Genomic DNA, 25,602 nt, shown 5'->3' with positions numbered 1-25,602 from the left:
GGCGAGGCTTTAATCTAATCCTTGCGGGGTTGGGTGCAGACGGCGGCCACAACCGCCACAAGAAGGCTCACGAAGAAGGTCATCGCCCGCGCCGAAATCAGGCTTTCGTATCCGATTATGTTCCATATCACAGTAAAGAAAACACCTGTGACCATTGTAGCAAAAGCCGCCTGCGCCGTATAGTGCCTGCTGAATAACGCGCCGAGTATTACGACCGAAAAGGTCGAGCCGATTCCCGCCCAGGCGTAGCCCACTACGGTATGTATGAGTCTTGAAGGTACGAAGAAGGCCGCCAACAGCGCGAATACGGCTACGAGCCCCGTCGTCATGCGCGAATATCTGAGCAGCTTTTTACGGTCGAGCGCTTCGAGATTCTTCATACGCGGAAATATTATGTTTTCTGCAAGTTCCGTAGACGAGAGGACCAACAACGAATCTGCCGTAGAGAGCATCGCCGCTATGCCGCCGGTAAGAAAGAGCGCCGCCAGCATCGGGTGGAATACTCTTAGAAATACGGCCGGAGTTACCATTTCCGGATCTTCCAGACCGCTCGGTCCGAAGAGAGCCACGCCGAGAAGTCCGATGAGCGGAGCTCCTATGTATGCGCCGCAACTCCAGAGAATGCCGACGTTTCGTCCTATCTTGACCTCTTGATCGTCTTTGATAGCCATGAATCTTGTCGATAGTTGAGGCAGACCGCCTAAGAAGCCAAAGAGCCACGAACCTTCGCCTATAATGACGGTGAGCGCGGCAAATCCTGTGAGCCCGCCGGTCCAGCTGTTGAATTTTGGCCCTTGAGCGGCCATCTTCGAAAACACTTCCGTCAGCGAATGTGCCCATACGTCCGGCGCCTGGCCAATATACCAGAGACCAAAGATGGGTCCTATGACCAGTGCGCCGATCATGATCAGAGCCTGTACGCAGTCTGTATAGACGACGCTGCCGAAGCCGCCGTATATCGTGTATGGAATCACTATGCAGAATGTAACTAGCATGCCGATGTTGATCGGCATACCGAATACGGTATAGAAGGTCTTTGCTCCGCCTATAAACTGTGCGCCGACATAGAAGAAAAAGAAGAAAACGATGGCGGTGCTGCTGAACACAGAGATATAGGTACCCATCGAACCGAAGCGCTTCGAGAGATAATCTGAGAATGTAACGGCATCATACTCTGCCGCCTGATCCCTTAACGGCCTGGCTATGAAAAGCCATGAGAGCACTATCCCTGCGAAGCTGCCGATAGAGGCCCATGTTCCGGAGAGACCGGCTACGTAAACATAGCCGGGGAGACCAAGGAGGCACCACGAAGATTCTGCCGTGGCTCTCTCTGAAAGCGCCGCCACCCATCCTGGCAGGACCCTTCCCGCTATTGAAAAATCGGTGGCGCTCTTTACCTTTTTGCCTTGGTAGATGCCAAACCCCATGAGAAAAAGCACGTAAGCGATCATGACTATCATAAATTGCGTGTTACCGTGCATGTAGTTCATAGACGTCACCCCTTATTGTCGGATTATCGGTGCCGCCTGAAAAGACGGCACCAGGATACGTAATTTCTGCCTCTTAATACTCTTTGTTGATTTTCCATTTTGCTATGCCGCTTATCCCGTAGATTCCGGCCCAAGCTGCCATATGACTCGATATCCCCGCGTGGTCCTGCGGTGGATATATCTCTACAAAGTCGAGCCCCTGTATTCCCTCTGCCGCAACCCTGTGCACTAAGCTAAGGAGCTGGTATGACGTGAGTCCGGCGAAGTCCGAGGGTCCTCCAGGGTTTTCGGATACATCAAGGGCGTCGCTGCATATGGTCAGATATACTATATCTGACTTGTCGAGGACGGTTTCCTTTATTGTGTCAAATACCGCATCTATCCCCTTCTGGTGGAGTTCAAATGAGCTTACGACCGTCGCTTTATGCTTTCTTGCGTGTTCGAGTCCTCGGAAGTTGTTGCGTGGCCCTCTGATGCCGACGTGTATTATACTGGCGACCTCCTCCATGTCGTAGGCGCGGTGCATGGGGCAACATCTTGCCAGCGGTTCTTTGTCAAGAAAGCTTGGCATATTGTCGAGATGGGCGTCAAAGTGTACGACGCCGATCCTCTTGCCGGGAAAATTTTTCGCCAGCGAGCGCAGCATGGGGATCGTGATGGAATGATCTCCGCCGAAGCAGAGGCTTCGCTTATTGCGGGAAAATATAGCGTCGGCTTTTTTTTCTATAGAATCGAATGTCGCGGCGCTGTCTCCAGGAAAATGCGCCGCATCGCCAAAGTCCCCGGCGGATATATAGTCGAAGGCATCGTAATCAAATTCTGGCAGATAACCGCCGTAGCGTATCGACGCGCTGCGTATCGTCTTTGTTCCCAATTCGCATCCTGTATACGACCCCGTAGTGCAGATGCCCTCCCAAGGGGCCCCCATTACGATTACATCGTGTCCGTCTATTTCCTCTTCCGTTACTTTAGGCAGCCCGAGAAAGGTAGGTACGCCGCTGTAAATTTCCGGGATCTCCCCTCTGACGTCATAGCAGGTGGGCTTGTTCTTCATAGTTCTTTCCTCCTAGGTGTGTTCAGCATATGTTCTTTTGATTTATGATGTTCCGTTACCGTAGCGATATTCTAAAAATAGGCGGTAATTTTTTATAGTATCTTAAGGACAAATAACGAGAATTTTATTGTCCTGCCCGACAATTCGCATAAAGCCGGATTAAGGTATACTTTTAACGAAAGTTGACGATAAGCGAGGTGATGCTGATTGGTAAAGAGCGTTGGGGATTTTCTAAGAGATAAAAGGTTTAAAAAATTCAGACTGATCGGTGCCGTCTCTGGCGAGGGACGATCTCTTGACGGCATGAGAGTGGTCGATCTGTTCAAGCCCGATAAGACGGTCGATTTGCACGGCAACCTTGTCTTTCTCAGCAATGCCGTTGGTGAGACCCCAGGCCCCGCTCTAATCCGCGGGCTCGCGGAGGCAGGAGCAGCGGCTCTTCTTCTCGTCGCTGGCGATGAATCTCTTCTGAGACGCTACGGAGAAATTGCCGACGAATATGGTCTGCCGCTGATTACGGCGGATTCCAACCCGTTCAACGGCAGCTTTATCGCCGATTTCGTATCATTTTTATGGGATATTTCGCCAGGCGCTTCAAATTTTTTGTCTTATACCGACATTTCGGTAGAACTGATAGACAGTCCAAATATTATGGCGCTGATGAGCCGCCTTGAAGATTATCTTGGCATTCCGTCGGCATACCGCGACATGGCCCTTAACAGGACGCTGACGGCTTCTAAGGATAGGAATTTTACGGAGATGGTAAAGACATACCCCCTGCGCGAGCTACAACGGATATTTTATTACCGATGGATCGTAAACGAGGGGATGCGCGCTGGCTGTCTGCTTTTTTCCGAAGAAGTGAAACCGGAACAGCTGAGCATCATCAATGCCGCGCTTTTAGGACTGCGTATACATCTTAAGAAGGGCAATCAGGAACGTCTGGCGCGCAAAAAATTATCGTCAAATTTTTTCACCGCCATTTTAGAGGAACGGATAGAGGATTACGCCGTCTTTATGGAAAAGCTCCGCTCCGCCGGCCTCCACAGAGACAGCGATTGTCTCGCAGTTGCCGTTGAGCTGCGTGGAGAGATGGTGCTGGACTATGACGATTTTAAATTCATGATGGGCATCGAGTCCATAGAGAAGAGGATATCGTCGCTCTTCGAAAACGTCTTCGTAATGACATATAAGGATGCGATCCTCTGCATCATCATGCCCGCCGGCGGTCAACAGAAGGAGCGTATAATGGAGCGTGTGCTTCATGCGGTTCGTCTGGCCGTGGATGAGATGGGAAGGATGGGATGGCCGGAGTGCCATATAGGATGCGGCGGCATAAAAAATTCACTGGCGTCGTTGGGCGACAGTGCTTCGGAAGCGATGAAGGCCGCGCAGTATTCCAAGATAAACGAGATCATCGGTAGCCCGATATTCTGGGAAGAGCTGGACAGTTACCAGATCATCAGCACAATTGCCGCTTGCCCCGAAGCTAAAAGGCTTCACCATCGCGTTCTTGGAAGGGTGCTCCGGCATGACAGGGAGCATAACGGAGAGTTGACGGATACGCTGGTATCGCTGGAACGAAATAATTGGAATGTCCGTCTCACGGCTAAAGAAATGTCCTTTCATCCAAATACGATAAAGTACCGCTTACACAAAATTTCCGAACTGCTTGACGGAGATGTGGATGAATATCGCTTTAAATTCGATCTTTCAATGGCGCTGAGACTTAATGCAATTTACAGATTTGACAAAAGTATACTTATGGAAGGGGATTGAAATGACGGCTGAAATGAGGTTTAGCGTAGATAAAAAACAGACGCTTGATATATTGAGCCAGCTCATCAGGATACGTACCGTACTACCGCAGGGAGACGAAATGGACATGGTAAAATATATCCTCTCTCTCTTTCCGGAAAAGATGTTGGAGACTAAGCTGATAGACCATGGAAATAACCGCGCGTCGCTGGTCGCGTCGCTCCCAGGAGCCAACAGGGGCGTGAAAATAGCTTTGATAGGGCATATGGATACATTCCCGATCATTGGCGTGGAAAGATGGAATCACCCCCCATTTGCCGCCGACTATGACGGGGGTGTTGTCTACGGGCGCGGGGCCTCAAACATGAAGGGAGGTATAGCCGCCATGCTTATGGTACTGCTTACCTTCGTGAAGGAGGGCGCTCTCCCGCCGTGCGACGTCGTCCTCTGCCTGACTGCCGACGGCGACAACGCGGCTTTGACTGGAGCGCGGGCTTTGGCTTACAGCGGTTATCTTTCAGATATATCGGAGATGATATTTGCCGAAGCGACGGGAAACAAAATTGCCGTAGCGCAACGCGGCGGCGTTTGGCTGCATGTGAGGGTGACGGGAAAGCCCAGCTACGCCTGTATTCCCGGAATCGGAATGGACGCGCTGTCCAAATTTATAGAATTTCATTCGCACATCAAAAATTTTGTCGGCTGCGGAAGAGAATCTCATCAATATCTTGGGGAGCCCCTCTGCACAATAACTCAGCTGAACAGCGGGGTGGCGATGAATGTCATAGCGCCGGAGGCGGATGGTACTATCGATATCCGACTTTTGCCGTTGCAGGACAACGACGAAGTGATCCAATTCGCTTTCCGCAAAGCGGCAGAGATGATGGCGGGAAATCCTCCGCTAAAGATTGTTATAGAGGTTATGAACAGCAATCCGGCCGTGGGCATGCCGGAGGATTCTCCTATGATCAGGCTGTTCGAAAAGGTGGTGGCGGACTTCGGCGGGAAACCGGAGAAGAGCGGGCTGCTTTACTATACGGACGCCTGTGCGATGGTCCCGGTCGTTGGCGCTCCATTTTTACTTTTCGGCCCGGGAGACAATATATACCATACGATGATGGACGAATCCGTTTCATTGGACTCTGTGGTAAGGGCTGCTGAGATTCTCATAAAATATATCCTTGAGCGCGGCGCCCGTAACAATTGAAAATTTACTAAAAGGAAAAGGACGCCGGCATTATCGCGCTATACGCCCTAAATGTGTAGCGTCGCCGCGCCGCGGTTGCACGGGCGGTGCGGTAATTTTGCTTCCGCGCGGCCCGCCCGTATTTGCCGCCGTATCAGACTAAGCCGTAAAATTCCAGCCTTTTCTTTGTTTCTTCTTTGCCGAGCTGCGCCGCTACTTCGAAAACTCCCGGGCTCACCTTACGCCCGGTCAGGGCCCAGCGCATCGGCGTCGCGGATTCTTTCATAGAACTTCCGTTCGCGTCGAATATCTGCCGAGCTTCGTCCTGCAGGCGCTCAGGCGTGCCGTCGCCCCATGCGTCCAATAGCTCTCCGTAGATTTTCTTCAGCTTCGGGCGGAGCTCTTCTTTTATCTCTTTTCCGTCGTAGCGCTCCGTTACCTTCGAGAAGTCGAGGAAGTAGTCGCTGTATTCGGCGACCTCTATCGTCGTCTGCCCGCGCCCGCCGAGCGTTTTGAGCGACGACGCGAGGTATTCGTCGTCAAATTTTTCTACCGGCAGCCCCATCTGTTTCCAGAACGGGCGTATCGCTTCGAGCAGCTTGTGCGGCTCCATCATCTTCATCTGCTCCTGGTTGATGTGGTTCAGCTTGTCGACGTCGAAGACGGCGGGCTTTCTTGTGACATTTTTGATGTCGAATATTTCCACGGCCTCCTCGCGCGTGAATATCTCCTGACCGGTGCGCGGCGACCAGCCGAGGAGCGCGAGGAAGTTGAAGACGCCGTCGGGCAGATAGCCCATGTCGCTGTATTCGAAGACGCTCGTCGCGCCCTGGCGCTTGGAAAGTTTTTTCTTGTCCCTGCCGAGTATCATCGGCAGATGCGCGAAGTGCGGGCGTCTGAAACCGAGCGCGTCGTAGACGAGCAGCTGCTTCGGCGTGTTGATGACGTGGTCCTCGCCGCGTATGACCATGTTTATCCCCATGGTGAAGTCGTCGATCACGACGGCGTAGTTGTAGGTCGGCATGCCGTCGCGCTTCATTATCACTATGTCCTTTATCGTGCCGTCCTGGTTGACCGACGCGCGCTCGCTCTCGACGTCTATATCGCCGTAGACCTCGTCGTGGAAGTGTATGTGCCTTCCGGGCTCGATGCGGAAGAATATCGCGCCCTCCTTTTCGTAGGCCTTGCCTTCGTCGAGCAGCTGTCGGGCGTATTTTTTATAAAGATACATGCGCTCGGACTGGCGGTAGGGGCCGAAGGCCCCGCCCTTGTCCGGCCCTTCGTCCCAGTCGAGCCCCATCCAGCGCATGCCGTCTAAGATGCTCCGCTCGTACTCCTTCGTCGAACGTTCAAGATCCGTATCCTCGATGCGCAGCACGAAGGTCCCGCCGGTGCGACGCGCAAGAAGCCAGTTGAAAAGAGCCGTATGGGCCCCCCCGATGTGAAGCGATCCGGTAGGGCTCGGCGCGAATCTTACCCTGTATTTTTCAGCCATTTATCTTTTCCTCCCAAAAAATTTCTCGTATCGGCCGCCCGTCCGGCATTTACCGTAAAACGCCGTTCGGTGTATCATAGGAGAAGCTCTTGAGGCGGCGCGTTTATTGCCACAGGTGAATATTATATCCTAAAGACGGCGGTGTTGTATTGTGAAGAAAGAAATACTTCTGATAGACGGGCACGGGCTTGCTTTTCGCGGGTTTTACGCGCTGCCGGAGAATTTGTGCGCGGAGGACGGGACGCCGACCAACGCGATACTCGGCTTCATGAACATGCTTTTCAAAGCGCTCGACGAGTGGCCTAGCTCGGGGCTGGCTATCTTCTTCGACGCAAAGGGGCCCACCGCGCGGCATCTGATGTTCGAAAGTTACAAGGGCGGCCGCAAGCCGACGCCGGAGGGCTTCAAGGTGCAGCTGCCGCTGATAGCCGAGCTCTGCGAGGCGATGGGGCTGCCGGTCTTTTCGCGCGAGGGCGTAGAGGCCGACGACTGCATAGCCGCGACGGCGCGCGCCTGCGCCTCGGACGGCTGCCTCGTGAGGATACTTTCTGCCGACAAGGATCTCTTTCAGACGATAGACGAAAATATCGAGGTCATCCGGCCGTCGCGCGGCGTGACGGATTTCAGCCTCTACGACCGCAGGAGCTTCGGCGAAAAGTACGGATTTGCGCCGCCGCTGATGGCGGATTACTTAGCGCTGACGGGGGATTCCGTCGACAACATCCCCGGCGTGCCCGGCATAGGGGAAAAGAGCGCGAAAGAGCTCGTCGGGAAATTCGGAAGCCTTGAAGGAATCTACGAAAATCTCGAAACCGTCGCGAAGGCGCGGCGTTCTAAGCTGGAGGAGAATAGAGAACTCGCGTTCAAGTGTCGCGAACTAATAGTGCCACAGCCTACGGACGCCGTGCCGCAGGAGGAGCTCGAAGCAAAGGAGCCGGACGTCGAAAAGGTCTTGTCGCTCTGCGCGAAGCTCGGGCTGAAAAAGCTCGCCGCGCGCTTCAAATCGCCGGAGGAGGTCCCCGCGGAGGAGGAGCGCGGCGCGCTTTCGATCACGGAGGCGAAAGAAGTCCCCCTCGCCGAGCTGCTGAAAAGCGGCGAAATCGCAGCGGCCCGCGAGGGAGAAATTTTTGCGCTCGCGGACAGAAGCGGGCGCTTCGCGAAATTCGAGCCTTCGCGCGCGGAAGAGGCGCAGGCGCTTAAAGAGTGGGGGGCGCGCGGGACGCTTTACCTTTACGGGCTGCGCGAGCTGCTGACGGAATTCCCCGATATGCCTCTGCCTCCCTACGAAAGGATACGCGACCTCGAAGCCGAAAATTATCTGCTGCACCCGGACAGGGGCGGAAGGTCCGGAATAGCGCGCGCTATAAACATGCCCCTGCCCGAGGGGAGGGAGCTCGCGCTATTGCTCTTCGGCCTCTGCGAAGCCCTTGAAAGAGAAATAGCGAAGGACGAAAAGCTCGAAAGGGTGATGAAGGAGATCGACATCCCCCTTTCGTTCACGCTCGCGAAGATGGGGCGCACCGGCATACACGCCGACGCAGGAATGCTCTCCGCCGTCGAGGGGGAGCTTGCGGCCCACATCGCGGAGAGCGAAACGGCGATAGAGGAATACGTCGGAGAAAAGATAAACCTTTCGTCGCCGAAACAGGTCGCCCGTCTTCTCTTCGAGACGCTTAGGCTGCCGCCGATAAAGAAAAACAAAAGCGGATTTTCAACCGACGCATCAGTGCTCGAAGAGCTCGCGAAGCTTCCCGAGCCGCTCTGCACGGTGCCGCGCAAAATTATAGAATACCGCGAGGAGTCTAAGCTGCAAAGCGGCTTCGTCCAGCCCTTCCTTAAGCTCGCCCGCGAAGGCGGCGGGCTGATTCACTCGACCTTCGACCACCTGGCGACTGGCACGGGGAGGCTCGCGAGCCGCGACCCGAACGTACAGAACATGCCGGTCTTCGGGGAATGGGCGGAGCGCTTCCGCGAATGCTTCACGCCGAGGAGCGAAGAACATATATTCGTCGCCGCGGACTACTCGCAGATAGAGCTGCGCGTGCTGGCGCACTTCTCGGGAGAGGGGAAGCTGATCGAATCGTTCCGCGACGGCCGCGACGTGCACGCGGAGACCGCGTCGTGGGTCTTCGGCCTGCCGTCGGATGAGATAACGCCGGAGCAGAGGCGCTTCGCAAAGACGGTGAACTTTGGCCTGATATACGGCATGAGCGCGTTCGGCCTCGCCCAGCGCCTCGGCATCCCGCGCCCGACCGCCGCCCGTATAGTGGACAGGTACTTCGCGGTGCTGCCGAAGGTGAAAGAATATATAAGCGGAAGTATCGCCGAAGCGAAGGCGAAGGGACATACGAGCTCCATCTTCGGCCGCATCCGCCCCCTCTCCGAGGTCTCGACGATAGAGGGGCGCGGCAACAACCCGCTCGACAGGGTTGCGGTGAATTCGCCGATACAGAGCACCGCATCGGATATCGCCAAGATCGCGCTGATGAAATTCGACCTCGCGCTCGAAAAAGCCTTCCCGTCGGCTATGACGATTCTGCAGGTCCACGACTCCATAGTGTGCGAGTGCCGCAGGGAGGACGCGGAAGGCGTGGAAAAGCTGCTCGTTGATACGATGGAGGCGGAAGAGGTCCTGGCGGTGCCGCTGAAAGCCGAGCCGAAGAGAAGCGCGTCGCTGAAAGGCCTTTAAGCGGGACTACTGCGGATTTCGTTTTGCGTTGATGCCGAAAGCCAGGCATGGCTTGTATCGGCTCGGCGGGTTACGGCTTGGGATTTGTTATTCGAAAGAGGTGGTCCAGCTCTATGACGCGCGAATTGAAACTGCTGCGTGTGTATGACCTCGGGGGCGATGTGCAGGGGTATCGCGTATTGGTAGACCGGCTGTGGCCGCGCGGGCTCCGCAAGGAGGCTCTGCGGCTCGACCGATGGGCTAAGGAGGTAGCGCCTTCCTCGGAGCTTCGTAAATGGTTTGCCCACGCGGAAGAGCGCTTTGACGCTTTCGCGGCCGCTTATCGCTCGGAGTTGGAGGGCAATCCGAACGCGGAAGCCTTTACGAAGGAAATGGCCGCGCTTCTGGAAAAAGAGGACGTCTTGCTCCTGTACGCTGCTAAAAGCCCCGCCTGCAACCACGCGGTAGTCCTGCGCGGCTGGATGCTGGAACAATTGGGCAGAAGAGAAGAATGATATTTCGGCCGTAAAATTCTTTTAAAAGATGAAAACGGATAACGAATAGTTCTACAGGATGATTCGTCCATATATGAAAAAACCGCAGAGCCGCTTGCCATAAAAGGCGAGCGGCTTTTTCGTCGGGAAAATTTATGTCGTCGCGGATGATACGCGCCTTTGGCTTTCGCGTGCCGCGCAAATTCTAATCTCTTCCAACTGCCCCCTTAAAGTGTCGTACACTCGCCGTAAAATGAAAATATCAGATAAGCCAGGCAACGCTTCGCGGCAAATGAAGCCGCCGGCTGAAATTACGGAAAGGGGCGATGGCGATGCCGAATATAATGCCAGGTTATCCTTCGCCTCGTTTGGGAGCGTTTTTTATCCGCCGGCCCTATGGTCGTTTTCGGCGCTCCTGGGCTTATAATATTTACCTGACGTCTGTGAAGGGGAGAGCCTCATGTATGGATTTTTTCTTGTGCTTCCGCTGCTGATCATCATTTTGACGGGCAACCGGCTCCGTGCCCGCGGATTTTATTCGGCGGAGGACGTCGCGGCCCTCATGAAGACTCTTTTCTATGTGATACTCCCGCCGCTTCTTTTCAGAACGTCTTATATCGCGGGGCGCGACGCCTTGAGCCAACCGAATCTTTTTTACGCGACGACGCTCTGCTTTCTGCTGACGATGCTGTTCGCGTATTTCGCGGCGCGCTTTGCTGTTCACAGGGGGAATCTTCGCCGCATCGCGACGGCGGTCCTGGCTTCTTTCAGAGGAAATAACGTTTATCTCGGACTGCCGGTGATACAGCTTGCGATGGGCGACAAGGGGATGAGTGAGGCGGCCGTTTATCTTGCGGTGACGGCGGTCTCGTTTCAGCTGCTTTCGGTCGCAGCCGGCGAGATGGTCCTTTACGGCAGGCTGACGCTTTCGGGGGTCTGTTCGATGCTGAAGCGGCTATTTACTAACCCGCTGATTTTGTCGTGCATCGCCGGGCTGGGCGCGTCGATGGCTGGGATACCCATCCATTTCGTGCTCGACGAGACGATGAAGCTGATGGGCAACGCGGCGACGGCCGTCGCGCTGCTCGCGCTTGGCGGTTCGCTCGACCTTTCGCGCATGAGCGCGGTCGTCCGGATCGTCCGCGAGACGTGGTTCGACGTGCTCGTGAAGTTAGCGCTGAACCCCGCGCTCATGTATCTTATGCTCTATTTCTTCCCCGTTTCTGACGATATGAGGAAGGTCACAGTGATGCTTAGCGCGATGCCGACGGCGGTGAACTGCTTCATATTGGCGCGCGGCATGGGGATGGACGGCGAATACGCGGCGGATCTCGTGGCGGCGACGACGCTGCTCTGTATCGCGGCGATTCCGCTTTGGGCCCATATCCTTCATATGACCTGATTGAACTGGTTCTTTAAATCAAGTTTAGGCAAATCCTTTCGAAATCGCCTGAATCTGGGGAGAAAAGGGATTTTTTATAGCTGAGCGAAATTGCTTATTGAACTTTTTGCGCCAACAGGTTTATAATAGCGCTGCAAAAAGCGGACCTGACAATAAATCTTTATATGAAGGAGAGCAAGCCCATGATTCCCCACACGGTAGTTCCTGAAGCAAATATTTCCAACGCTACGAAAGTAGTTATAGCTCTCGGCGGAAACGCGCTGATGGAGGCGGGGACGCCTCCGACCGCGGAGGAGCAGCTCCGCGTCGTAAAAAAGACTTGCGAGAATCTCGCAAATATCAGCTGCAGCGGCTTTGAGATGGCCATAGTCCACGGAAACGGCCCGCAGGTGGGGCGCCTCGTCCTTCAGCAGGAAATCGCCGCGGCCGCGCAGCCGGATCAGCTCCCCGCCATTCCCTTCGACTGCTGTGGCGCTATGACGGAGGGGTATATCGGCTATCAGATTCAACAGAGCCTGCGCGACGCCCTCCGCAACAAGAATCGCAACGTTCCCGTCGTCACTATCGTCACGCAGGTCATCGTCGACGACGGCGACCCGGCGTTCCAGAACCCGACTAAGCCGATAGGACGCTTCTACACCGCGAAGGAGGCGAAGAAGCTCGCGAAGGAGAAGGGCTGGACGATGAAAGAGGACTCGGGGCGCGGCTGGCGCAGGGTGGTGCCCTCGCCGAAGCCGAAGAGGATCGTCGAGCTCGATTCGGTGAAACGCCTGTGGGATTCGACGATAGTCGTCACGGCGGGCGGCGGCGGCATACCTGTCGTCGAAAATATGGACGGTTCGCTCACCGGAGTCGCCGCGGTGATAGACAAAGACCTCGCGGCCGAGCGGCTCGCCGAGGATATGGAGACGGACATACTGCTTATCCTCACCGAAGTGGAGAACGTTTACATAAACTTCGGCAAGCCGGATCAGAAGGCGCTCGAACATATCACGGTATCGGAAGCGATAAAATATATGGAGGAGGGGCAGTTCGGTTCCGGCAGCATGGAGCCGAAGGTCATGGCCGCGATAAAGTTTGCGCGCCGCTTCCCAGGCAAGAAGGCGATAATAACGTCGCTCGCGAAGGCGATCGACGCGCTCGAAGGCAGGGCCGGGACGGTAATCACGATGGCGTAGGCGGAGATTTCCGCGCAGGGCGCGGGGAAGCCAAGAATAGAAGAAAAAACGTCGCGGAGCCGGCCAGATGGCCGGCTCCGCCGATTCTCAGGGGGCGCGGCGTTGCGGGGCCGGGCGCCGGCTGCGCCTGGCTATTAGCCGTCGTGCGCTATGTCGCGTTATCCGCTTTTGAATTTTTTCCTTATCCAGGCCGCGCGCGAGGGAAAGCCGTTTTCCTCGTAGAGGCGCGCGGCGGCTGCCGCCTCTTCGCGGAAGTCCCCGCCGCTTTTCAGTGCGGCCCAGGCCTTCGCGAGGCTGTGCGAAGCCCGCCAGTCTTTTTTGGGGACGAGGCGCAGCAGTCGTTCGGAGATGCCGAGCGCCCTGCGCGCGCCCTCGGCGTCTCCGCGCTCTGCGTCGGCGATCGCCTTCGTGCTGTAGAGTATCGAGCCACAGCGGCCTCCGCGGCAGCTTTCGAATAGAGCGGCGGCTCGGTCGATGTGTTGGAAAAATTCGTCCATCTCGCGCGCGTCGAGCGCGATGTTCGCGGCCGCGGTGTGGAAGTAGCTCCTTCCCCAGAAGAGGTTCATCTCCTCGCATTTTCGCGTGCATTCGGCGAGCTGCTCGGCGGCTTTTTCAAGCCTGCCGCTCCTCTCGTATATTTCGCCGAGGTAGCATTTCGCGACGAGCTTGCCGAGCGTGTATCTTCTGCCGGTCAGCGTCATCTGCTCGAAGAGCTCGACGGAGCGAAAGAATATTTTTTCGGCGCGACAGTAGTCCTGTTTCATCGTAAAGCCCATCCCTATGAAGCGCACCGCCGTAGCTAAGTAGTGCGGCGACGGCGCCTCCTTCGCCAGGCGCAGCAGTTCGCGCGCCGCGCCTATCAGCTTGTCGGCTTCTTCCGTCTGCATGTACATGTACGCGCGGTGCTTGATGCAGTGTATCTGCGTCTCGGTGAAGCCGTAAGCTTTCGATATGCGCAGCGCTTCACTCATGTAGAGCCTTGCCGCGGCGTATTCCCCCCAGCTTATGCGATAGCCGCCGGCGAGCTCGAAGCAGCTCGCCTCGAGCCGGGCGTATTCTCTTTCCGTCAGGGCCTCTGAGCCGCGCAGTTCGTCGAGTATCGAGATGACGCGCTCGACTTTTTTGTCGGTATCGTCGCGGCTGCTGTAGGGCATCGAGCATGACAGGAAGAGACGGTCTGAGAGCGTCGGGAAGAGATCGTGGTTGAGTGTTATGTCGAATATCAGCTCGCGCAGGTACTGTTTGAGTTCGAGCACCCTCTCGCCGGCCTTCGCGTAGTGGTGGCTGAGCACGGCGCTGAGTTCGGGGTCCCAGCGCTGAGGCAGGTATCTTTTGTTGAGAGCGGCGGCGGCGCGCCTGTGCAGCTCTCTGCGCTTCGCGGCCGGTATGGAGCCGTAGACGCAGTCGCGCAGCCTGAGGTGAGTCAGTTCGAGCACTGAGCCGGCGGCATCGCCGCGTTCGCGCAGCAGGCCGCGCGCGATCAACAGTTCGGCCGACGCCAGTGTGTCTTCTATCGGTATCGCAGTTATCTCTGATATCGTCTCCGCCGGCGCTCCCGAGCAGACCGCGACGGCGTTCAGCACGTCGCGTTCGCGCCGGCTCAGTTCGCCGATGCGTTCGAGTATCAACGCGCCGAGTCCCCTCGTGCAGTCCGAGCCCGGATTTTCTTTCAACGCGCGCAGCATTTCGAAAAGCATCAGCGGGACGCCCTCGCTTTCGCGGACGAAGAAGGAAAGCCCGTGCTCTCTTATCGTGCTTTCGGGCAGCATGCCGCGGCTTATGAATTTTATCTCCTCGTTGCTGAAGGGGGCGAGTTCGACCTCCGTGACCTCGCGCCCGCTCTTCGCTCGCTTCAACGCGGCAAGCGTCGCTCGCGCCGATTCCGGGCGGCTTGAGACTATCGCGTCCGCCTGCGGCGCGCAGGAAAGAAAGGCGCAGAGCAGCTCGGCTGATTTCGCGTCGAACCAATGTATGTCTTCGAAGACGAATATAAGGCGGCGCCGTTTCGCCGCGGCGGCAGCGAGCTCGGCTATCACCGAGGCGAGGGCGATCGGATTTATCTCCGCGACGCTCGATATGTCGGCGTTGAAGGAGAGCCTCTCGCCGTTCATGAAGCCGGGGAATATCGCGGCCAGCATGGAAACGCTCCTTTTGTCCGGCAGCGCTCCGTCGCGCGCGAGCAACGCGGATAATTCTTTCAGTATGTTGTTCCACGACGAGTAAGCGTAGCTGCCGCCGACCGGCGTGGCCTTCGCCGAGAGGACGGAAGTTTCGCCGGCTGGCATCTCGGAGAGCAGCTCGCCTATCAGCGCTGATTTCCCTATGCCGGCTTCGCCGTGTATGAATATGAGGGCGGGCGCGCCCGACGAAAGTTTTTCCGAGAGCAGCGCAAGCTCACGTTCGCGGCACCAAAATTTGTTCCGTCTCCCTTTTTTATTCTGCGCGCTCGTCAGCTTCGCATAAAATCTTACCGCCCTTTCGGAGGGGGAGAGCGAGAGCTTCGCGCCGAGCGCCTCGGAGTAGCCGCGGAAGAGCTCCGCCGCTCGGCTGAAGCGCCCAGTGTCGGAGTAAAGTTCCATGAGTTCGAGCACCGAGCCCTCGTCGAAGGGGTCGAGCCTCAGCAGCGCGGAAAGCGATTCTTCGACGGCGCCGCCGTCCTGCGTCTCGTAAGCGGCGGCGACGCGCTTTTTTATCAGTTCGACGAGCCCTTGGCGAATCTTTTCCCTCTCCGCCTCGAGCCATTCCGCAAACGCCGGCGACCCCGTTGGAGCAAGCCCCTTGAGCGGCGCCGCGAATATCCGCGGCGGCAGCGGGACGCTCGGGTCCGAAAGGGGCGCGAGCACGCCTACGTCGTCTTCGAAGGGCGCGGCGCGCACCGTGCGCCGGTTCACCTCGACGGCTTCCGGCATCGTGTTTTTTATCAAGTAGAGCGCGTTTCTAAGGTTCGCGGAGGCCTGCGATTCGCTTTTATCGCACCAGAAGAGGGATTTCAGTTCGTCGCGCGCGGTCTCGCCGTTGAGGGCGACGTAGTAGAACAGGCTCTCAGCTTTGTGGAGCTGAAAGACGACTTTTTTCCCGCCATACTCTATAAAGCTGTTGCCAAGCAGCGAAATTTTAAGCTTCATGCGGTTGCCCTCTTCCGTCGACGTCCTGAATAGATTATATCAGCATAAAGCCGAAGCGTAAAAACGGCGGTGGCGCTCGGCGTTTTTGCGGGGAATTTTTTTGACGTTCGATTGACGGCGTCGTCGTAAAATATTGACGGCGGGTCGTAGAAGGATAGGGCCTACCGGCTTTACGAAAAAACTTTCGAACGCTCGGCGCCGGAGGCGATGTAGAGGGGCCGCGCGCGGGCTGGGAGAACTTCTGCTGTGTCGGCTGTTGGAGGATAAAGATGCGTATCTCATTGAAAGTCAACGGAAAAAGAAGGATGGCTGACGTCGGCGCCGATACGCGGCTGATAGACATGCTGCGGAACGATTTCAGGCTCACCGGCGTGAAGGAGGGCTGCGGCGCCGGCGAATGCGGAGCGTGCACTGTGCTGCTCGACGGCGACGCGGTGTGCTCATGCGTGGTGCCGGCCGTGCAGGCGTGCGGGCGCGAGGTGACGACGATCGAGGGGCTTGAGGCGGACGGAGAGCTCGACGCGATACAGCAGGCCTTTATCGACTGCGATGCGACGCAGTGCGGCTTCTGCACGCCGGGCATGATCATGTCGGCCAAAGCGCTGCTGCTGAAGAATCCGCACCCGACGCGCGGCGAGATAAAACGCGCGATCGCGGGCAACATCTGTCGCTGCACCGGCTACCTGCCGATCGTGAACGCCGTGGAGGCCGCCGCTAAGCGGCTCGGAGATAAAGAATGACGGCGCTTGAACGCCCTCGCTCGCTGAGCGAGCTATTTTCGCTCCGGCGCGCCGGCGTGACCTTCGTCGCGGGGGGCACCGACTGGATCATAAGAAATCGCGGCAGGCTTTCCGACGACGCTGTTGTGGCCGACCTCTCGCTGATAGATGAGATGAGGGGCATATCGCTTGACGGAGGATATCTGCGGATAGGCGCCCTTGAGACTATGACGTCGCTGCACAGAAGCGCCCTTGTGAGGAAATACGCGTCGGCTCTCGCCGACGCGGCCTACGTCATGGGCTCCGAGCAGATAAGGAACCGCGCCACGGTGGGCGGCAACGTAGCGAACTCTTCGCCCGCCGCCGACACACCGCCGGCGCTGGCGGCGCTCGGCGCCGAAGCGGTCGCGGCGTCGGCCGAAGGAAAGAGGCGTGTACCCGTTGAGGAGATCGTCGGGCGCAACAAGAACAACCTGGCCGAAGGAGAGCTCATCAAAGAATTTATCATCCCGGCGGACACCGAAAGGATTTCCGCTTTTTTGAAGGTCGGCAGCAGAAGCCAGGTCAGCATATCGAGGATAAACGTCGCGGCCGCGGTGCGCCCGCAAGGGGGCCTCTATAAAGAGGGCAGGCTCTTCGTCGGGACGCTCGGCGTCGCCGCCAGGCGCTGCGCCGCGGCCGAAGCCGCGATGGGCGCGCCGGGCTTGGAAAAGAGCCTCCCAGAGGCGCTCTGCGCTTTAGCGGTCGAAGCGATACCGGGGCGTCCGACGCTTCCCTACAAGCAGTCGGTGCTGCGCGCGCTCGCGCAGGACCTATGCGCGAAGCTCGCTGAGAGGAGGGCGGCCGATGAATAAAGAGGATTACAAATACATCGGCAGGCGTGTGATACGCGAAGATGCGGCGGACAAGGTGCGCGGCGCGTACGATTACTTGGCCGATTCTCTCCCCCAGGACACGCTGGTCGGCGTGCCGCTGCTCAGCTCCCAGCCGAACGCGATCGTGAAAAATATCGACGCCTCCGAGGCGGAGAAAATCGACGGCGTCGTCGTCCTGACCTTCCGCGACGCGCCGGAGAACAAATATAACAGCGGAGAATGGTTCCCCGGGCAGAACGACTTTCGCGACGAAAGCGTCCTAACCGGGCACGCGCGCCATGTCGGCGACCGCATCGCCCTCGTCCTTGCGGACGACGAAGCGACGGCGCGCGGCGCGCTGCGGAAGATAAAGGTCGAATATGAACCGCTGCCGGCAGTGACGGATATAGAAAAGGCGGAGGAGATGGCGCATTTCCTTCACGAGGACGGAGAAAGATCTTTCCCGGGGAAGCTCGGATACGGCGACGTAGAGGCGGCCTTCGCCGCGGCGGCGCATATCGAAAGCGACGTGGTATACACGCAGAAGATACACCACGCGGCGCTGGAGCCTCACTGCGTGCTTGCGATACCGAGGCCCGAGAAGGTCATCGAGCTGCACACGCCATGTCAGATAATCTTCGGCGTGCAGCACGCAGTCGCCCAGCTGCTTCCTCTGCCTCTTTCGAAGATTCGCGTCGTCAAGGCGAATATGGGCGGCACTTTCGGCGGTAAACAGGAATGCGTTTTCGAACCGCTCTGCGCGTGGGCATCGTGGAAGCTGCGCCGCCCCGTCTTCATCACGACGGACCGCTGCGAGACAATCACCTCGACGCGCACGCGCGCCGCGGCGCGCGGCCGCGTCACTACGGCGCTCGACTCCGGCGGGCGCATCATCGGCCGCAAATTCGAAATACTCATGGACGCCGGCGCCTATCTTACGGGGACGAAAAAAGTCATGATGGTGATGGGCAAGAAGGCTTCGCGCCTCTACAGGGTGCCGGCGTTGAGCTACGAGGGGCGCGTGGTGCGCACCTCCACGACTCCGGCCGGAGCGTGCCGCGGCTACGGTTCGCCGCAGATACACACGATAACGGAGATACACACGGACCTCATGTGCCGCAGGCTCGGCCTCGACCCCCTGCGCTTCCGCCTCGACAATCTCGTCCACGACGGAGACAAAGACCTGGGCGGCGCGTCGGATATCGGCCGCGCGCGCGTGATCGAGTGCCTCCGGGAGGGGGCGGAGCGCTTCGGCTGGTGCGAACGCCGCGAACCGGTAATGAGCGCGGACGGACGCTTCGTCACCGCCGCCGGCTTTGCCTGTTGCACGCACGGCAACGGCTACTACAAGACGGCATATCACGACGTGACGCGTATGTCGCTGCGCATACTCGAAGACGGCTCCGCGATACTGCGCACCGCCATCCACGAGCTCGGCAGCGGGAGCATTACCGCGCTGGCCCAGATCGTAGCCGAGGTCACGGGGATAGACGTTTCGCGCGTCACTGTCACCGAGGGGGATACGACTTTCAGCTCTTACGACGTCGGCTGCCAGGCGAGCCGCGTGATATACGTCTGCGGCGAATGCGCGCGCCTCGTCTCGGAAGAGGCGGTCAAGCTGCTCTGCGCTAAGGCCTCGGAGCTGTACGACGTCCCTGCCGAGCTTCGCGGCGGCCGCCTCATCGCCGGGGATAAAAAGATAGAACTCGGCGAGGCGGTGCGCGAGATCATGAGTAAGACGCGCTGCTCGATAGAGGCAAGCTACGAGCACGCGCCCGAGAACAACCCTGCCTCCTTCGGCGTCCACTTCGCGCAGATCACGGCGGACAAGCTGACGGGGCTCGTAAAGGTCGGGCGCTATCTTGCGGTGCACGACGTCGGCCAGAGCATAAACCGCAATTTCGTCGAAGGGCAGATATACGGAGGAGTGCAAATGGGCATAGGCATGGCGCTCTGCGAGGAGCTCGACTATGGCGTCGACGGCATGCCTAAAGCGAATAACTTTGATAAATATCACATGGTAAACGCGCCTGACATGCCCGAAGTGGAGGTGATGCTGATAGAAGACGAAGAACCGGGAGGCCCCTACGGCGCGAAAAGCATCGGCGAGATATGCACGGTCCCGGTAGCGGCGGCGGTCGTCAACGCGGTAAACCGTGCGCTCGGGACGTCGCTAACCGAGCTCCCACTCACGCCGGCGAAGATAGCGGCGGCGGCGAAAAGGCAGTAAAAGGGACAGCCCTTATCACACAAAGGAGGAAGTTTTCATGGATACCAAAGACAACGCGTCGAAACCGAAAAGGGATATACGCTGGGAAGTCTTCATTCCAGCCTATATCGTGGTGGCCGTTGCCGCGATCGTCGGCATCGTGAACAAGGATATGCTGACGAAGGCGAGTAACGCATTTTTCTTCTGGTCGCTCGACAGCTTCGGGTGGCTTTATCAGATATCCATCATGGCGAGCTTCGTGCTCGTCGCGGTGGTAACCTGTTTTTCAAAGATCGGCGGTATGAGGATAGGCGGAAAGGACGCCAAGCCCAAGTACAGTTTCTGGACGTGGTTCGCGATGGCGCTGACCGGCGGCATCGCGACGGGAATCGTCACCTGGGGCGTCAACGAGCCGGTCATCTACTTCGGCAACGTCTGGGGAGAGCTCGACACGCTCGGCATCACGCCGGGAACTACGAACGCCGCCATCTTCGCGATGGCCCGCACCTATTACAACTGGACCTTCGTCCCCTACGCGATATACGCGATGTGCGGCCTGCTCGTCGCCTACATCTACTATCACAAGAGAGGGGCGCTCACCGTCACCGCGACGCTCAAGCCCCTCTTCGGCGAAAGGATCACGAGCAAAGCAGCCTCCGCCGTCATCGACACACTTTCGATGCTCGCGCTCACGATAGGGCTCGCCACGGGGCTTACGATGTGCATCACGCTGACGGTTACGGGGCTCAAGAGCGGCTACGGAATCGCCGAAAGCCTGCCGCTTTTCATCGGCATCGGAGTCGCGATCATCTTCGCCTTCACCTTCTCGACCTACGTCGGGCTCGACAAGGGGCTTAAAATCGTAGGCAGCCTCAACGCCTGGTTCTATTACGGGCTGATGGTACTGCTGCTGATATGCGGCCCTACCCTTTACATACTCAGAATCGGCACCGCCGGGCTCGCGACTTGGATGCACAACTTCTGGCTCTGGGGGCTCGACCCGATCGACATCGGAGGGGCGGCGCTGACCCGTTCGTGGACACTCTTCGACTGGGCCTTCTGGGTCGGCTACGCGCCCGTCACCGGGATATTCCTCGCCCTTCTCTCCTACGGCAGGACGGTGCGCGAATATATGATCGTCAACTGGATACTTCCGTCGGTATTCGGAATCCTTTGGTTCGCTATCTGGGGCGCGAGCGCGATGCATATGCAGGCCGCCGGCACGGCCGATCTCGTCGGCGCGATCAACAGCGGCGGAGCGGTCATGGCGCTCTGGGAATTCCTCAAGCACCTTCCGTTCGGCCTCGGCTACGTGGTGCTCCCCGTCAACATCCTCGTTATCCTGGCATCCTTCATCACATGCGCTGACGCCACTCTGACCAACATCGGCTCGATGTGCGTGCGCGACGTCCCGATCGGCACTGAGCCGCCGGCGAAGATGAAAGCCGTCTGGGGAATCTCCGTAGGCATAGTCGCGATAATAATGGCGGCCTTCGGCGGCGGAGCGCAGGGAGTAGACGGCGTCAAGGCCTTAGCCGCCGCGGCGGGCTTCGTCGTGCTCTTCATCTTCGCGGTGCAGGCCGTTGCGTTCGTCAAAGTGTTCTTTATGGATAAGTTTCAGGAGGAACCGGCGGAGGATGTGCAGAAATGAAGGTCATATTGACTGGAAATGACTTGACTGTCGATAAGGTATGGGATATAGCCGTCAAAGGCGCGGAGGTCGAGATCAGCCCCGAAGCGGACGCTACGCTCGAGGCCTCAAGAAAACTTGTCTACGAGCTGGTAGACGCCGACGTCCCGGTCTACGGCTTCAACACCGGAGTCGGCTGGAACAAAGATCATAAAATCGCGAAAGAATTTTTTGAGGAGTTCAACCGCAAGCTGATATACTGCCATACGTTCGGTGTCGGGGCGGAGGCCTCCGAGGCCGAGGTGCGCGCCGTGATGGCGGTGAGGCTGAACTGCCTGCTGCTCGGCTACACCGGAGTGCAGCCCGCAGTCGCGCGCCGCTACGCGGAGCTGCTGAACGCCGGCGTGCATCCGGTCGTCCCGGAGAAGGGCTCGGTCGGCGAAGCGGATTTGACGCAGCTCGCCCATATCGGGCTTGCGATGATAGGCGAAGGCGAAGTCAACTATAAGGGGCGCAGGATGAGCTCGGCCGAAGCGCACAAGCTTGCCGGGCTGGAGCCCGTAGTGCTCGGCCCCAAGGACGGCCTCGCAGTCGTCAGTTCGAGCTCTTTTTCCGCGGGGGAGGCCGCGCTCGTCTTCAAGGAGCTCGCCGAGCTCGCCGATATGGGAGATATAATCTCTTCGCTGTCGCTCGAAGGGCTGAACGGCAACACCTCGCCGCTCGAAGCGGAGGTCATGGCGGCGCGCGGGCTGGCGGGGCAAGCGAAGTGCGCCGAAAATATGCGCGGATACCTCGAAGGCAGCGACATATACGAGGCCTACCCCGGCAAGCCGGTGCAGGACCCGCTCTGCTTCAGGGGCGCGGCCTACGTCAACGGCTCGCTGCGCGACGCGCTCGAATACGCTGAGAAATATCTTTTCATCCAGATGAACAGCACCGACGACAACCCCTGCCTGCTGTTGAAGGAAAAAAGGATAATCTCGAATTCGAACTTTGAAACGACGACGCTGGCGACGGCTATGGAGATGCTTGCGATCGTGCTGAGCCACGTCTCGCGCATGTCCTGCTACAGGATGCTGCGGCTCGCCAACCCAGAGCTGACGCACCTTTCGCGCTTTCTCAGCCACGACGGCGGGGAGTCGCACTGCTTCGGTACGATACAAAAGTGCTTCGCGTCGCTCGACACGGAGATCCGCCACCTTTCGAATCCCTGTTCGGTCGACTACCTCTCTCTCTCCGGCTCGATAGAGGATCACGCGAACAACACGCCGCTCGTCGTGCAGCATCTGCGCCAGATCGTGCAGGACCTTCAGTACATCTACGGCATCGAGCTCATCCACGCGTGCCAGGCGATAGAGCTGCGCAAGCGTCAGGGCGGCTTCACTCTCGGCAGAGGCACCGCCGCGGCTTACGATGCCTTCCGCAGGGCGCTGCCCCTCTACACGAATGACAGACCCCTCGCGCCCGACGTCAAAAAGGCCTACGAATTTGTCAAAAGCGCTGCGCTCGTAGAGAGCGTAAAGCGGTAAAATAACGAAGGAGATTTTCGTGAGCGGGCGGGATATGTTGCTTCCCGCCCGCTGTTTATAAGCGAAATCTTTTCACGGGGGATAGAGGCGTGGAGTATAAAATAAAAATATTCCTTAATGGAAAAGAAACTATGTTTAACGTTTCCGAAGGCGAAACGTTAATTGACACAATACGCGAAAGGGCCGGGCTGAAAGGCTGCAAACGCGGTTGTGACAGCGGCGAATGCGGCGCCTGCACAGTTTTGCTCGACGGCGTGCCGATAAATTCCTGCTCTCTTTTATCCGTTCAAGCCGACGGCAGGTCGGTAGTTACAATAGAAGGGCTTTCCAACGGCGCGAAGCTGCATCCGGTGCAGCAGGCCTTTTACGACGCCGGTGCCGTGCAGTGTGGTTACTGCATACCCGGCATGGTGCTTTCCGCTAAGGCTCTTCTGGATAAAAACCCGTCGCCCTCGGATGGAGAGATACGCAAAGCGCTTTCAGGTAACCTGTGCCGCTGCACAGGTTATACGAAGATAGAGGCGGCCGTGAAGCTCGCGGCAAAGAGGATGAACGGTGTGCAAAATGAATGACAGAGCTTTTTCCGTCGTCAATCATCCGCTCGTGCGTCTCGAGGCTAAGGGAAAAATTACGGGCTGCGCCGTTTATACAGGCGATATAAAACTGCCCGGAATGGTTTACGCGGCGATCATAAGAAGTCCTTACGCGCGCGCGTCGGTGACGAAGATAGATATTTCGGCGGCCGAAGCCGTGCCGGGCTACGCGGGCGCGTTGCTTCCTAATGATGTGCCGGATATTTTGTATAACTGCTCCGGCAATCCGCCGTCGCCTCTGCTCCTCAAAGACGAAAAAATATTGACTACCGAGCCTAAATGCGCTGGCGACAGAATACTGTGCGTCGCGGCTGAAACGCCGGAGGCCTGTCGCGAGGTATGTGGAAAAGTGATAGTCGAATATGCCCCGAAGAAAGCCTTCTTTACGATAGCCGACGCGCTCAAAGAGGACGCGGAGCCGCTTCAGCCACATCTCTCCGTGGACAACGTGGTATGGAAGCGCGAAGTCAAAGAGGGAGACACCGACGACGGTTTCGAGCGTTCGGACGTTGTCATAGAGGGCTGTTTTCGTATACCTCCGATGCAGCACACGGCGATAGAGCCGACGGCCTGCGTCTGTGACTTCAGCGATAGGAATGAACTGACGGTATGGAGCAATTCGCAGACGATTTTTCAGGAGCGGCGGATATTAAGCGAGCTCGTCGGAATATCCGAGAATAAAATAAGAGTCATCAAGCCGGCGGTCGGCGGCGGCTTCGGCGCACGGCAGCAGCTGCATTCCCAGCCTGTAGCGGCGCTTCTGTCAAGAAAGTTGGGCCGTCCTGTCAAGATAGTCAACGATCGCGAAGAGGAGCTCACCTCGACTGTTGTAAGACACGGCGCCGTGGCCGACGTGCGTCTCGGCTCGACGAAGGACGGAATGATGATCTCTTTCTACGCCGATTATAAATTGAACACAGGGCCTTACACTACGCACGGCCCGACGGTGCTCTGCGCCGGCGCGAGAAAATTTCAGTACGCCGTTCCGAATTACTTTTTCGACGGCAAATGCGTGCTGACCGATAACGTCACCGCCGGGGCCTTCAGGGGATATGGGAACATGCAGCTTGCGTTCGCTCGTGAAGTTATGATCGACAGGCTCGCGATTAAATTGAACGTCGACCCAGTCGAACTGCGGCTGAAAAATCACGTGACGGTCGGCGGGCATTTCCCTGGCTCGGATCTCACAGTCACGAGCTGCGAGATAGCCGAGTGCGCGCGCCTATGCCTCGAAAAGCGCAGAGAGATAGACGCGGCCGAAGGCATTACAGACGACGGCGAGGTAAAACAGGCTTGGGGAGTCTCATTTGCCTGCCACGGTTCTGGGCCATCGTCGCGCGAAGGACTCAGCTCCGCTGCCGTGAATATCAACAGCGACGGAAGTGCCGAGCTGCTCGTCGGCTCCGCGGATATAGGGCAGGGCAGTGAGACGATGCTTTCGCAAATTGCCGCGGAGACGCTCGGGATTCCTCTCGAAGACGTAACGATAACCGCTGCCGACACAAGGACCACGCCGTATGATACGGGTACGTTCGGAAGCAGCCAGACCTTTATATGTGGTACGGCTGTGCGCCGCGCATGCATCGACGTTTACGAAACGCTGAAAAAACTTCTTGAAAGCATTTCCGACGATATGGTGTCACTCTGCGACAAAGTCTTCTACGTCGGAAGGGAAAAACTGGATTTTCGCGCGGCGGTGCGGCGCGTGATGTTCCACCAACGCGGCGGCGTCGTCATAGGCCGCGGCGTTTACAAGGCCGATGCGTGCCCCAATCCCTTCTCCGTCTGCATGGTGAAGGCCGAATACCATAAAAACATTAACGCTATACGACTGCTTCATCTCATTGAAGCGGTTGACGTCGGTACGCCGATAAACCCGCTGACCGTAGAAGGACAAATAGAGGGCGGCGCGGCCCAGGGGGTAGGTTACACGATGACGGAGCAGATAGAGATAAACAATATCGCAAAAAAGCCGCTTTCAACCGACCTGCTGCACTATAAGATACCGCTTGCGTCCGACCTGCCGCGCATACACGCGCTGATCGCCGAAGGCTATGAACCGACGGGCCCGTTCGGTGCGAAGAGCGTAGGAGAGCTCAGTACGGTCCCGGTGGCGCCGGCGATAGTAAACGCCGTTTCACGCGCGAGCGGCCGCGAGATAAACAAACTGCCGCTCTGCGAGGAATTCCTCATATTGCCTAATATCGTTGAGTGAGGC

At 57.7% G+C, this 25,602-nt stretch carries 17 protein-coding genes; 13 read left to right on the top strand and 4 right to left on the bottom strand.

Annotation, left to right across the window (positions count from 1 at the left end):
- Nucleotides 1-14: 14 nt before the first annotated feature.
- Both EH55_RS00760 and EH55_RS00755 read right to left on the bottom strand, forming a co-directional pair.
- Nucleotides 15-1,490 carry a sodium/proline symporter gene (locus EH55_RS00760; protein ID WP_201769314.1) on the bottom strand — a complete coding sequence of 492 codons (1,476 nt, stop codon included), beginning with the start codon at nucleotides 1,488-1,490 and terminating at the stop codon, nucleotides 15-17.
- Nucleotides 1,491-1,563: 73 nt separating this feature from the next.
- Nucleotides 1,564-2,544, bottom strand: a complete 981-nt coding sequence (locus EH55_RS00755) for an agmatinase family protein (protein ID WP_037974076.1) — start codon at nucleotides 2,542-2,544, stop codon at nucleotides 1,564-1,566.
- 207 nt (nucleotides 2,545-2,751) lie between these two features.
- On the opposite strand from EH55_RS00755, the gene EH55_RS00750 reads away from it, so the two are divergent.
- Nucleotides 2,752-4,323, top strand: a complete 1,572-nt coding sequence (locus EH55_RS00750; RefSeq protein WP_037974074.1) for a PucR family transcriptional regulator — start codon at nucleotides 2,752-2,754, stop codon at nucleotides 4,321-4,323.
- A 1-nt stretch (nucleotide 4,324) separates the two neighbouring features.
- Nucleotides 4,325-5,509 (top strand): M20 family metallopeptidase, encoded by a 1,185-nt coding sequence (locus EH55_RS00745; protein ID WP_037974072.1) that lies wholly within the window; start codon nucleotides 4,325-4,327, stop codon nucleotides 5,507-5,509.
- A gap of 133 nt (nucleotides 5,510-5,642) precedes the next feature.
- On the opposite strand, the gene EH55_RS00740 is transcribed toward EH55_RS00745, so the two are convergent.
- Nucleotides 5,643-6,983 carry a glutamate--tRNA ligase gene (locus EH55_RS00740; protein ID WP_037974071.1) on the bottom strand — a complete coding sequence of 447 codons (1,341 nt, stop codon included), beginning with the start codon at nucleotides 6,981-6,983 and terminating at the stop codon, nucleotides 5,643-5,645.
- A 151-nt stretch (nucleotides 6,984-7,134) separates the two neighbouring features.
- Here EH55_RS00740 and EH55_RS00735 point away from each other — a divergent pair, with 151 nt between their 5' ends.
- The 4 genes from EH55_RS00735 to arcC all read left to right on the top strand — a co-directional run bounded on the left by EH55_RS00735 (nucleotide 7,135) and on the right by arcC (nucleotide 12,725).
- Entirely contained in the window at nucleotides 7,135-9,672 is a 2,538-nt protein-coding gene (locus EH55_RS00735; RefSeq protein ID WP_141730451.1) for a DNA polymerase, read from the top strand.
- Between the two features lie 113 nt (nucleotides 9,673-9,785).
- Nucleotides 9,786-10,166: a DUF488 domain-containing protein gene (locus EH55_RS00730; protein ID WP_037974068.1), complete on the top strand. Its 381-nt coding sequence runs from the start codon at nucleotides 9,786-9,788 to the stop codon at nucleotides 10,164-10,166.
- Between the two features lie 439 nt (nucleotides 10,167-10,605).
- Nucleotides 10,606-11,547 (top strand): AEC family transporter, encoded by a 942-nt coding sequence (locus EH55_RS00725; protein ID WP_037974067.1) that lies wholly within the window; start codon nucleotides 10,606-10,608, stop codon nucleotides 11,545-11,547.
- Between the two features lie 182 nt (nucleotides 11,548-11,729).
- Nucleotides 11,730-12,725, top strand: coding sequence for a carbamate kinase (gene arcC, locus EH55_RS00720; RefSeq protein ID WP_051682507.1), 996 nt, complete (start codon nucleotides 11,730-11,732; stop codon nucleotides 12,723-12,725).
- Nucleotides 12,726-12,883: 158 nt separating this feature from the next.
- Here the strand turns inward: arcC and EH55_RS00715 are convergent, their stop codons facing one another.
- A complete protein-coding gene (locus EH55_RS00715; protein WP_037974065.1) occupies nucleotides 12,884-15,850 on the bottom strand; it encodes an AAA family ATPase in 2,967 nt (988 codons plus the stop codon).
- 269 nt (nucleotides 15,851-16,119) lie between these two features.
- Here EH55_RS00715 and EH55_RS00710 point away from each other — a divergent pair, with 269 nt between their 5' ends.
- The 7 genes from EH55_RS00710 to EH55_RS00680 all read left to right on the top strand — a co-directional run bounded on the left by EH55_RS00710 (nucleotide 16,120) and on the right by EH55_RS00680 (nucleotide 25,599).
- The gene (locus EH55_RS00710; protein WP_037974063.1) at nucleotides 16,120-16,590 is read left to right on the top strand and encodes a (2Fe-2S)-binding protein; all 471 of its coding nucleotides are present in this window, start codon (nucleotides 16,120-16,122) and stop codon (nucleotides 16,588-16,590) included.
- Nucleotides 16,587-17,423: an FAD binding domain-containing protein gene (locus EH55_RS00705; RefSeq protein WP_037974062.1), complete on the top strand. Its 837-nt coding sequence runs from the start codon at nucleotides 16,587-16,589 to the stop codon at nucleotides 17,421-17,423. Before EH55_RS00710 ends, EH55_RS00705 begins: the two co-directional genes overlap by 4 nt.
- Nucleotides 17,416-19,653, top strand: a complete 2,238-nt coding sequence (locus EH55_RS00700) for a xanthine dehydrogenase family protein molybdopterin-binding subunit (protein WP_037974061.1) — start codon at nucleotides 17,416-17,418, stop codon at nucleotides 19,651-19,653. The genes EH55_RS00705 and EH55_RS00700 overlap by 8 nt, the downstream gene beginning before the upstream one ends.
- A gap of 37 nt (nucleotides 19,654-19,690) precedes the next feature.
- Nucleotides 19,691-21,283 (top strand): BCCT family transporter, encoded by a 1,593-nt coding sequence (locus EH55_RS00695; RefSeq protein ID WP_037974059.1) that lies wholly within the window; start codon nucleotides 19,691-19,693, stop codon nucleotides 21,281-21,283.
- Complete coding sequence (locus EH55_RS00690; protein WP_037974058.1) at nucleotides 21,280-22,791, top strand: HAL/PAL/TAL family ammonia-lyase; 1,512 nt, start codon at nucleotides 21,280-21,282, stop codon at nucleotides 22,789-22,791. Before EH55_RS00695 ends, EH55_RS00690 begins: the two co-directional genes overlap by 4 nt.
- An 89-nt stretch (nucleotides 22,792-22,880) precedes the next feature.
- The gene (locus tag EH55_RS00685; RefSeq protein WP_037974057.1) at nucleotides 22,881-23,363 is read left to right on the top strand and encodes a (2Fe-2S)-binding protein; all 483 of its coding nucleotides are present in this window, start codon (nucleotides 22,881-22,883) and stop codon (nucleotides 23,361-23,363) included.
- Complete coding sequence (locus EH55_RS00680) at nucleotides 23,356-25,599, top strand: xanthine dehydrogenase family protein molybdopterin-binding subunit (RefSeq protein WP_141730450.1); 2,244 nt, start codon at nucleotides 23,356-23,358, stop codon at nucleotides 25,597-25,599. The genes EH55_RS00685 and EH55_RS00680 overlap by 8 nt, the downstream gene beginning before the upstream one ends.
- Nucleotides 25,600-25,602 lie beyond the last annotated feature (3 nt).

Origin of the sequence: Synergistes jonesii (genome assembly GCF_000712295.1) — a bacterium.
Lineage (GTDB): Bacteria > Synergistota > Synergistia > Synergistales > Synergistaceae > Synergistes > Synergistes jonesii.
Note: the sequence above shows the minus strand (reverse complement) of the source record. Positions and strands in the feature narration are given on the sequence as shown.